The 12,045-nt window shown below is 71.1% G+C and carries 2 protein-coding genes; both read left to right on the top strand.

Annotation, left to right across the window (positions count from 1 at the left end):
* Positions 1-152: 152 nt before the first annotated feature.
* Entirely contained in the window at positions 153-10,970 is a 10,818-nt protein-coding gene (locus ACFWTE_RS28300; protein WP_378782972.1) for a hypothetical protein, read from the top strand.
* Positions 10,967-11,182, top strand: a complete 216-nt coding sequence (locus ACFWTE_RS28295; protein WP_378782971.1) for a hypothetical protein — start codon at positions 10,967-10,969, stop codon at positions 11,180-11,182. The genes ACFWTE_RS28300 and ACFWTE_RS28295 overlap by 4 nt, the downstream gene beginning before the upstream one ends.
* Positions 11,183-12,045 lie beyond the last annotated feature (863 nt).

Below are 12,045 nucleotides of genomic sequence, written 5' to 3'. Positions count from 1 at the left end.
CGCCCGCAACCACACCGCAAAGCCCGGCCTCCGACAGCAACCAGCGCTCCACACCCACCGAACGCAACAGCAGTGAACGCTCGCCCCAGCGCACCGGCGACACCCGCACACCGGATCCGTCCGCCCAGCGGTCGCCCGCCGACGGCAACGGTGTGCGCACCGCCACGGAGAGCACCCCGACGCCGGAAACCGCACCCGCCCCGGACCGCACCGGGCAGGAGGACCCCGGCACCTCGCCAGACGGGCAGCGTGCGCACTCCGACTCCGGGCCCCGGACCGAGTCGGAGGATGGCCCGCCGTCTCCGCCGCCCGCCGCCGAGGTCGGCGACGGCCAGCGCGACACCGACACCAGGACGGAGAGCGATCCGCCGCCGCAGACCGAGGACACCGCACCCCTCCCCGAGGCGCTGGACCACCCTTCCCCAGAACCCACTCCCGCACCCGACTCCCTGGGCGACCAGGGCGCCGTCCCGCCGCCCCGCGCGGGGGAGCAGGACAGCGCTCCCCCCGCCGACAGCGGGCAGGGCAACCCCTCCCCCCAGGCCGCGTCGGACAAGATCACCACCGCCATCCGGCTCGGGGAGCTGGCCTCGGCCAGCCTCAAGGACGCGATCAGCGGCTACCAGCGCGCCCAGGACCTGGTCAACCAGACCAGGGAGGCCGAGAGCCAGGGCCGCCCCGACGCCGACGACCTGCGCGCCCAGGCCTACGAGGCGCAGCGCGAGGCCAACGAGGCCTACAGGAACTACGACCACATCGCCCAGATGCAGGCCGACCTGCTGCGCCCCGACGGCCCGACCACCGTCATGACCGTCCTGGAGACCACGGGCGGGACCAGCCGCGACCCCGGCCCCGTCCCCCTCGGCGGAACCAGCAGGGACATCCCCCTCGGACCCCTCAACACCGACTCCCCCGCTCCCCGGGACGGAAGCCTGACCGGCAACACCCCCGACCCCGTCGGCCGCGGGCCGAACACCCAGGAGGGAACCCCGCCGGAGGGCGCGCCGCCGCCCCGGCCGCTCCCGCCCCTCACCTACGACGGCGGCTTCGTGCCGGACCGGAGCGGTCAGAGCTACGACCTGGGCTACCTGACCACGTCCACCGTCCTCGGACCGCACATGCTCTTCGCAGAGCACCTGCCCGGGTTCGTCAACGACGTCCTGACCAATACTCCGGGCATGCCCGACCCCGTGCGGCAGAAGATCGTGGACGGCGTGGTCGACATCCTCACGAGGGAGGGGCCGCGCCCCTTCCTGCGCGAGGGCGGACACGCCGTCAGCACCACCCACGACGGGCAGACCTGGAGCGCCGACATCGATCTGCGCTCCGAGGACGGCGACTTCTACCACGTCGACACCAAGCCCCTGAGCGGCGGCGGGGACTCCAGGTTCCTGCGACTCCACGACACCGGCCCCGGTGTGGACTCCAGCGACGGCGGGTCACGCGGCGCGGGCAAGACCGTCGGCGCCAAGTTCACGATGAGCCCCTTCTACGTGGGCAACGTCAGCGGCAGCGACGCCGGGCCGATCGCCGCTTTCGGGGGGCGCGGCGGCATGAGGGTCCGGGGCACCTCCGGATCGGCCTCGACCAGCGCCAACTCCGCCAGCGGCATCGAACTGCTCGGCGCCCCGAACCTCTACGTCGGCGACCTGCACATGAGGACGTCCGTCACCGGCCCCGGCCTCACCACACCGCGTGTCCAGGAAGGCACCACCTACAACGGCCTCGCCATGAACCTGCCGGGCGAAGTCGTCCCCTCCGACGCACCCCAGCGCATCGTGCCCGACAACGGACCGGCGGACGCCAACGGGAACCACCAGCCGGTGAACCGGCCGTCCATGGGTACCAGCCACCCGATCGAGATCACCCGTTTCACCCCGGTCCCCCCGTCTCCCGCCACGGATTCAGACGGTGGAACCGACCGCAGCGGCGAAGGCGACCGCGACGACAGCACCACCACCGCGACGACGAGCAGCGGTGGTCGACCGGGGAAGAGCACCCTCGGCACCTGGCTCGCCGACCACGTCCTGGGCCCCCGCCCCGAGGGTGACCGAGGCAGCGGCCACACCCCTTCCAAGAAGGAGCGGCGCGACAACGAGTACCGCGAGCGCATCGAGTACACCTTCGACAACGACCGGGTGCTGCAGTACCTGCCGCAGATGACCAACAGCTCCGCGCACATCCGGGTCGAGGTCCCCGGAAGTCGCCCACGCATCATGCGGATGTGGTCGGTGTCGACCGAGTACAACCGCAAGGACTTCGCCCCCGGCCTGGCCGACTTCGTGCACAGCAACACCACGGTCAAGAGCGACTCCTCCACCGTGAAGCACTCCACCATGGCCTCCGGTTCGATCGGTGGCGGCTTCGGTATCTGGCTCGACCTGCCCAACGGCCAGAGCATCCGCCTCGACGTGCCCTCCGTGGAGTACTCGGCGACGTTCAAGAAGAGCACCGGGACCACGCTGAACACCTCGGGCACGAGCAGCCACGTCGTGCACGCCCCCTCCGGCCACGCCGCCTACGACGTCAAGCGCGACTACTACGTCGAACTACAGAGCGAGCCGGGAGCGCCGACGCACCGCTTCGAGGGGAACTCGGTCGAGATGCTCACGGTCGAGGACGCCCGCCAGCTCAACGGCGAACCGCCCAAGGCCCCGGACCCGACCGGTGAACCGGCCGCGCCGCCCCGGATCCCGTTCCCCAACCTCGCGGTGGACCACCCCACCGACCTGAGCGGGGCCACCGTACGCGGGTTCAGCCACGCACCCCCGACCACTCCGGCGGACAACAGCGGCAACGGAGACACCCCGGCGCCTCCCTCACCACAGGGCCCGTTCTACGACGACCTGGCGTACAACGTGCTCAGCGCCATCTCCGAGAAGCGCCCCGGCATGGTCATCCCGGACCTGGCGCGGACCGGCAAGGACTATGCCGTCCGCCCCAGCCACATGGACCCGGACGGACCGATGCGCAGCTTCCGCGAGCGCTGGGGCCTGCGCCGCAACGCGGACGTGGCGCGTGAGAACACCCTCAAGGTCATCAGGGCGTTCTCCGAGTCCGGTCTCAAGAGCGGTGCGCCCGACCTTCCCGGCAACGGCATCCCGGTCCGCCTCAAGGAATCCGCCGTCATCGACCCGACGATGCTCCGCAAGGACAAGGGGTCCCGCCCCGAGACCGTGACGGTGCGTCTGTACGGCGACTTCGATGGCCTGGTGCACCAGTTCGACACGACCGCCAGCGGCGGCGGCCGTTTCGCGGGCTCGGCCGGCATCACCACCACGAAGGGGTCGAGCGTCAACCACTCGCTCGGCCTCACCACGGGCGCCAGCGTGCGCACCGACGCGGGCGCCGACGCACGCGGTGTCCCCCGGGTCCTGGGAAACCCCTCGGCCTCGCTGAACGCATCCCTGAACACGGGCAAGGGTTCCAGCCAGGGTCTCTCCCACAGCTCCGAGGAGACGGTGCTGTTCAGCGGGGACTCCGACGTGTGGACCTCCCGTACCCGCTTCACCGCACGAATGTTCGAGCATGACGACATCGGGCTGGCGCGGGACGACCGGCCCCAACGCGAACACGGCATCCCGCTCCTGGGGGACGGGATGGACGCCCAGACCGTCCTTCTCACGCCCAAGATGCCCCCGATGGCCTCCGACCCCCCGAACACCGTGTCCGACCCGGGGGGCGCGACACGCGACGGCGACACCGCTACCTCCTCCGGCGACCGGACCGACGGGCGGGAGACCCGGAGCACCCCCGGGACCACCACGGACACCCGGGGAGAGAGCTCCACGCAGACGGACACCTCCGGGGACGTGGTGCGTGCCACGACCGGCGGTCGGCAACCGCTCACGTCCGAGCAGGCACGGGACATGATCGTCCGGAACTTCGTCCCGCAGACCACCCCCGACGGTACGTCGGGCGACGGCCAGGGAGGCCGGTGGACCGTCATTCGGGACGGGGTCACGCACACCTGGGGACGCCTGTTCGGCGGGGGCGCCCAGATCGTCACCCCTCCCCCGAACACCACCACCGGGACCGACAACAACCAGGCCGTCGTCCTCACCCCACCGCCCCCCGACGGCACCACGAACACCACCACCGGGACCGACGGCAACCAGGCCGTCGTCCTCACCCCACCGCCCCCCGACGGCACCACGAACACCACCACCGGAACGACGCCGGAGGCCGCTCCGACCGGAGGCGAGCGGAGCGGGGACGGCGCCCCGGCCAACCAGCCCCAGCAAGGCCCGCCGACCCTGGACCAGGTCCGCGCCCAGGCGATCCGCCGCATCGGCGGCACCTTCGAGCGCGTGAACACCCATTTCGATGCCGGAAGCCGGGGCATGCGCGGGCTGCTGGAGGAGACGTACCGGACCTTCTCCGATCCGCGCAGCGGCCTCCACGACGGGTTCCGGCGCAAGCTCGACTCGTTCCTCTCCCAGTCGTCCGGGGGCGGTCGGCAGTTCGAGAACCACCTGTCGGCGGAAGAACTCGCCACGAGCAGGAGCGTGACCACGCCGTCGGGCTCCCGCGTCCGCCAGGAGATGAGCGGCGGTTTCTGGTCACCGCACGACATCCGGGCCACCATCGCCACCAAGGTCGAGATCGACACCGTCACCGACTTCCGCCCCGTCGACGCCCAGATGCGGTGGAACGGCGGCAGCGAGGTGACCCTGTCCACCAACTCCTCCCTGACCGGCAACGTCGGCCTCAAGTTCGGAGGGAGCGGGGGCCGCAACCCGAACCCGCACCCCACCGACGACTCCCTGCCCAACGAGGCCGTCAGACCGATCCCGCTGGTCGGACCCTCCCTCGCCCGCACGTTCTTCTCCCGCGGCGCATCGCACACCCAGTCGACCTCGTTCACGTCGTCGGTGCTGTTCATCCCGAACAACACCAAGGCGTACGCCTTCCGCGCCTCCGGTCACCTCACCCAGGCGATCGAGTTCCTGAAGAACTGGAGCATCGGCCCGCCCCTGAGCTGGAACACCCGGTTCCACGGGTGGACCGTTCCCGTCCAGAACCTGATCTCGGGCTACGTGCACGCACGCGACGCCCACCAGGCCGGGCTGGTGTTGGACCAGGCGACCCGCGACGGCGACAGAGTGAACCTGGGCCCGCAGCCCAACCCCAAGACGCCTGACACCGCGCAGGTGCGCCCCGGGTTCGAGAACAACGGCAGGCAGGTCGAACCCGCCGACCCCGAGGCCGCCATCCAGGCCCTGGTGAACGACCTCGCCTCGAACGGACTGGAGCTGACGAGCGGCGGCCGGGAACTCCTGCTGCAGAAACTGACCACGCACCTGGGCAACAACCCCGACTCCACCGTCCCGGTGCCGGTCAAGGTCCGCGCACTGGGGCCGGAGCCCGGGCCCGATTCGGGGCCGCGGCCACAGCGTTGGAGCACCCCGGCGAAGGTCTACGTGAACCTGACCAGGGACCCGGACCGCACCGACGTCTCCTACGTCGGCCAGTCCGGCTACTACATCGAGTCGCACACGTGGAAGGCGACCGACGCGAACTCGCAGAACCGGGGGACCGGCACGACGGTGGGCGCGGACGGCGTGCTGCTGCAACCGCCCCCCTACGCCCAGGACGACCAGGGGTCGGAGGGGCAGCCGGACCACCGCCCGCTGTTCGTCCCCCCGGCCGCGGCGGTGTCCTCCTCCACGAGCGACGGGCGCTCCTCCGGGCAGTCCCAGGACGACGCCCGCACCGTCGAGCTGCACCTGAACACCCCGTACGCGAAGGTCGGAGCGGACACGACCCTGACCCTCACCCTCGAACTCGGCGAACCCAAGGGCGGGGAGAACGGCAACGCCCCGCGCGCGACGTACACGGGCACCGCGGACAGCGGTCGGGTCGAGACGCTGTACCCGTTCGCGTACATGACCTTCGATCCCCCGACGACGACCACCACGGGAGACGGCACGCAGGGCACCGGCACCGATCTGCCAGCGCCTCCCCCCACCATCACCACGTCCACGGACGGCACCGGCTCCACGGGGACGGGGCCCGCCGACCAGAACCCCCCTCCAGCTCCGGAGGGCGACAACACCACCGGCGATCGGACGGAAACCGACGCGACCGGTAACGGCCGTGTCCCCGCCCCCACTGGGGACGACGGTACGACGCAGCGGCCCCGGGCCCCCATCTACGCGTCCGTGTCCGACGCGCTGCGCAACTGGACCGGCGACGCCGGCCCCCGGCCGGGCAACGACACCTCCATCACCAAGCCGGCCATGGTGCAGGACGGCGGCCAAGCGCTACGCGACAAAGCCAACGTCGTCATCGCGCAGACCCTCGGCTGGCAGCCGCCCGCCGGCACCCCCGAAGGAGGGCAGCCCACCCGCGCCACCGCCGACGCCGCACGCGCCTACCTCGCCGACAACTACGGTCAGGACCCGGTCTACAACGAGATCGACCACAGCCTCAGCGACAGCGCCGTCAAGGCGGTGTACCCGTCGGCCGCACACAACTCCGACGGGGTGCAGTTCACGGACATCAGCCGCACCGAGTGGGGCGCCAAGGTCGTACCGAGCAGCAGCGGGGCGAGGATCCTGGACGCGCTTCCGGGCAGCCAGCTCAGCGACTCCCGCACCCAGCCCCGGGCGAACAGCGCCGGCGACTCCCACGGCGGGGGCCGGGGCCGCGGCGGGGAGTTCCGCCCGTCCGGGCTGAGCACCGGGGGCCTGCCCTACGACGGGCACGAAGGCGCCTACACCGGTGCGGCGGGTGTGAACACCAGCTCGTCCCACGGGACCGAAAGGGGCTCCAACCAGGCCGTCAAGGGCTATCAGGAGTCCGACCAGCTCCGCCAGGGGCCCGCCTACCTCGTGGAGTACGACGCCACCTGGGCGTTCGCCGCGGGCAGCAAGCTCAAGGCGCCCGCCGCCTTCCACCCGAACGACCCGAGCCTTCCATCGACCCCGTTCTACTCCCGGCCCACCCGCTGGGGCGTGGACGACGTCACGGTCAGAATGGCCGGCTGGTTCTCGGAGTCCGACGCGGTCGCGCTGGGCTTCCTCACACCGGACCAGGCCAAGGACATGGCCCCCGTCATGGACCGGATCAACCAGGCGCGGGAGGATTTCAGCGAGGCCGAGGCCGCGTACACCGACACCCGGGCCCCGCTGGAAGGCCTGGCCGAGAGGTACGCCGCCAACCCGGACGACCGGAGCGCCGAGAAGGCCTACGAGGCCAAGGCGGCCGAGTACGACCGCGCGCGGTCCGACTTCGACGACCAGATCGACGCCCTGATCGAGACCGTGAACAACGCGCGCACCACCCTGGGGGGCGCCGGGCAGGGGAGGGACGGCGGCACCGTTCCCCCCGTGCGCACGGTGAGCGGCGACGGGAACGGCGGGACGAGGGGGGACACGACCCGCGCACCGGCAACCGACAACAACACCACGGCCACCGGGAACACAAGCGGCACTTCCAGAACCACCACGACCACCGGCGGTCCCCTGCCGAGCATCACCGTGACCCCGTCGGACCCCGCGCCCACGGGACCGCGCCAGGATCTGGGTGATCGCTTCCGGTCAGAGCTGAACCTCGGTGCTCCGGGGTCCGACACCCCCCTCCGCGACCCCGGCGCGCTGGGCCCGGACGGCGAGAGCTCGGGCAACCGGGGGACGGACGGCCGGGTCTGGGACGCTGTGGACACACGGGTCGAGCGCGCCTCCGACGCCGCGGACACCGCGGTCCAGGAGGCCCGTGACGCACGCGATGACGCGAACGGCCTCTCCACCCCCCTGGACCGCGGCAGGGCCGACCTTCGGGACGGCCTCCGCATCCTCGACGGTTCAAGCGACGGAACACCCGCCACCGGAGCCGGAGGACGCGCACCCGCTCCCGGGACCGACGGCACCCCCTCGCCGGGGGCGGAGCGGCAGGCACGGGACGCACAGGAAGCAGCGGACACCGCGCACGACAGCGCCACCGCCGCCGACAACGACATCACCACGACCCGCGAGGAAGCCTCCACGACGCGGCCCGAACCCGATCGCAACGCCTTCAACGCCCGGGTCAGGACGGCCACCACGGCGGCCGACAACGCGGACACCGCCGCGACCAGCGCCCAGAACACCGCAGGCGAGCACGAGGACACCGTCGCCGAGATCGAGAACGACCTCGACGAGACCCCGCCGCGGTACCAGGAGCTCAGAACCGCCGTGGACGGCCTGTCCGGACAGGACCGGTCCGCCGGCGGGGACCGGGCCCCACAGGACGCGCGCAACCGGGCCAACACTCTGATCGCCGACCTGGAGGCGATCGCCGATCGCGCCGACACCGCGCAGACGACGGCGGAGACGGCGCGGACCGACGCCGAGACAGCGAAGACGGACGCCGACACCGCGAAGACGCAGGCCGACCAGATGGCCGCGGACGCCGAGACCCTGCGGACATGGGCCGAGGAACTCAGCACCAGTGCGTCTGGCCACCGGGACTCCGCGGACCGGGCAGTCGAGTCCGCCCAGAATGCGGCGGACGCGGCTCAGCGGGCCGCCGACGCGGCCAAGGACGCCCGCACCGCCGCGGACGCGGCGACGGCCAGGGCCGCCGATGTGCGAGCGGGGGCCGCGGACGCCATCAGGGACGCCGCACAGGCCGAGGCCGACGCCCGCGCGGCCCGCACCGCCGCGGACCTCGCGGCCCAGGCGGCGGCGAACGCCGCCCGGCCCTCCCCCGGCGGGCAGACGGCGCCGGACACCGCCCCGGCCATCGGTGAGGGGTCGGGCGGCACCGGTCCCCGGGGGACGACGAACACCCGGGAGGAGACCGCTCGCCGGACCGCGGAGGACGCGCGATCGAGGGCGCAGGAGGCCCGGCAGACCGCCCGCGAAGCGGCGGAACGCGCCGCCCGGGCCACCGAGGACGCAAATCAGCTGGCCGAGCGGGCACAGAACCTGCGCGACAGGGCGGACACCACCGCGCAGACGGCTCAGGAGGCCGCCGATCGCGCGGTTGAGGCACGGAAGATCGCCGAGAAGGCCCGGGGGACCGCCGACACGACCGTGAAGGGCGCCGACAACGCCGCCGCCGACGCCCGTCGCGCACACCAGGTCGCGCAGCAGGCCGCCCAGAAGGCGGAGGCCGCGGCCGAGCGTGCCGCCGAGGCCGCGGAGACCGACCGGGAGGCCCGCGACGACGCCAAGGCCCTCGCCGACAGCGCCCGGAAGCGCGCCGAAAGCGTACGGAAGCTGCTGGAGCAGAAGGGTCCCAACAGCGAGGACGGACGCCGCACGCCTCGCCAGGAGCAGACCCAGAGCACTTCCGTCCAGGAGGTCTCCAACCCCGAAACAGCGCCCGTGGAGTCCGACCCCACCCACGAACAATCCGACTCCGAAGACGGGAATGATTCCGAGGACGGGGAGGACTCCGAAGACGGGAACGATTCCGAGGACGGGGACGACTCCGAGGACGGGGACGACCAGAAGAAGAACGACGGCAAGGACGGAAGCCAGGACAAGGACGGTTCCGGCAACAGCGGCGACCAGGGCGGTACCAGCAACAACCGCTCTGACAGCAGGGACGAGCCCGACACCAGACGCGGTTCCGAGGACAACGGCGAGGACCGCGGAACAGACAGGGACGCTGACCGGTCCGGCCACAACACCCACGACAGCGCGGACCCGGACCAGCGCGACACGGACACCGACTCCGTTCCGGACCTGGACTCGGAGTCGGACTCGGGCTCGGACTCGGACGACAGCGACGACGGCATGTCCCTGTACGACCACCCCGACACACCAGTGCAGGAGCCCCGACGCTCACCCTCCGACGAACCCCTGTTCCCACCCCTGGGGGACCGCGACAAGCCCGTCTTCGACCACTTGGATCCCAAGGGCCCCGACTACGGGAACGACCCCTTCGGCGTCCTGAACCCCAAGTCCGAGAACGACTTCTTCAGCGCCCTCAACCCCAAGTCGGGTTTTGATCAACCCCTGCCCGACTCCATGACCCGGCTCGAACTCACGGTCTTTCCCGTGAGCGACGGCACCGGCGGGCCGTGGAACAGCCCACACCCGGATACCAACGACTACGAGGCCTCCGAAGCCCCGGGCCCGGCCTACCCCGCCGGAACGCAGGTCTCCCAGTACCCCACGGCGCCCCAGTACACCCAGGACCCCACCGCGGCGGCGTACGACGAGCAGCACGCGGCTCCGTCCGAGGAGACCGCGCAGGACCAGGACGGGGATCAGGACGAGCGGATCGCAGCGCTCATGCTGTGGAACCGGTCCTTCGCCGGTATCGAGGACCTCGCCGACACCACCGGATTCGATGTGCTGAGCCAGGAGGGGCTCGTCGAAGACGGCTCCGACGGCAGTACCGCGCTCATGCGCTTCGAGAACGGCGCGCAGACGGTCTACAAGGACACCGAGGAGACCACCTTCGCCCGCGAGCGCGCCGACGCCGAGCAGCTCGCCTCGCTGGTGGGCCGCGCCATCGGCGCCAACGTCCCCGGGGTCCTGCGCATCGGCGAGTACGAGCTGTTCATGCACTACATGAACGGCGTATCCGGGTTCACCCACTTGGACAACCCGCGATCCCCGCTCCTGACCACGCGGGACGGACACGTGCTGGGCCTGCTGGACCTGCTGATCGCCAACGGCGACCGCAATCCGGGCAACTGGCTGGACCAGGGCAACGGGCACGTGGCGGGCATCGACCACGGCAAGGCCTGGTTCAAGTACGAGCACACACCCGAAGACCCCACCGACCTGGAGGGGCTGGCCTACACCAACGGCATGCGGCCCTTCTACGACTTCGATGCCAACGCGTGGATCACCAACCCGCTGACCCGGGCCGACATCCGGTTCCTGCAGTCCCGGCTCGCCGGGCTCCACGCCGAGTTCGACCATCTGGGCCGGTCCGACTGGTTCGACGAGATGATGGCGCGCTTGGACATGCTGGCCCGCAACGCGCGGGGAACCACCAGCCTTCTCTCAGGGGACAGCCGATGACCCGCGTGCTCTATGCCCAGGACCGCCGCACACAGCGGACACGGCCTTTTCTGACGCTGCACGAGGACGGCACCCTCACCGGCCACGACCCGGCAACGGCCGACGCGATCCCGCGCCTGCGCGCCACGCGCGGCTGGTCCAGCGAGCAGATATTCGACGACTGCGCCGCGCAGTCCAACGCCTACGTCCGCTACTTCGAAGAACCGGAGTGAGCGCGGCAGGACCTCTCGTCAGCGCGCGACACCCCGGAGCCACCGCTCACCGCAGCGCTCGTTCTACGACGACCTGGCGTACCGTGTGCTCAGCGCCATCGCCGAGAAGCACCGGCCTCGCCCGCGACCCCCACACCGACGAACAACACCCCGCGCCCTGACTCTGAGCAGTGCACGACGGGGCCTCCCCCTCCCGTTCGAGACCACAGGGATTGCGATTCTCCTCGAAGACGCACTTCTCTTTTTCCCTTCGGCCCATACGACCGAGCCCACCCCCGGTGACACAAAGGCGTATTGCGCGAAACTCAGAAGCGAATTCTTGACGAACGGGAACTGAACGTCCGCCTGCCGGTGTACGGCCGCCGTTCGGACACCTCCGCACAAGCAGTTCCTTCCACTGCCGCCTCCCCAGGAGCCGAAGCGGCTCTTTCGCGGACGCTGTAACCGGTGCCGGGCGACAGCGGTTCAGCAGAGGCACCACCCTGCCACCCGCCCTCACCAGGCATCCGTCCGGTCGCCGGACGGACCCTCCGGCGCGAGGGAAACGGGAAAAGAATATTCGGTTCGGTCCAGGAAAACCGTTGCGGAAATAGTCGGCCCACTGACCAGGTGGAACGCGTTACAGAAATCTCTCACCGCCATCGAAGCACATCCATGACCTTCGGGAATTCACCGGAGGGGCCTCAGACGTGGGTTCCGATCCGGGGAATGGAGGACCGATACGCGCGGATTATCCAGTGCTACCTTCATGGCCGCGTAGCGGCGTCGAGGGGTGGAGGAGGGGACGGGTATGTCGCTGGACCCGAACATGTCCGACTCCTCACGCAACGCCATCAAAGTCCTCACCGGCATCGAGGTCCCCA

It is taken from the genome of Nocardiopsis sp. NPDC058631, assembly GCF_042716955.1.
Lineage (GTDB): Bacteria > Actinomycetota > Actinomycetes > Streptosporangiales > Streptosporangiaceae > Nocardiopsis.
The sequence above is the reverse complement of the archived record's forward strand: the minus strand, read 5'-3'. Positions and strand labels throughout refer to the sequence as shown.

Bases quoted from the DNA above. Each gene is read 5' to 3' on its own strand.
- ACFWTE_RS28295 (WP_378782971.1), top strand. From the start codon at position 10,967: ATGACCCGCGTGCTCTATGCCCAGGACCGCCGCACACAGCGGACACGG.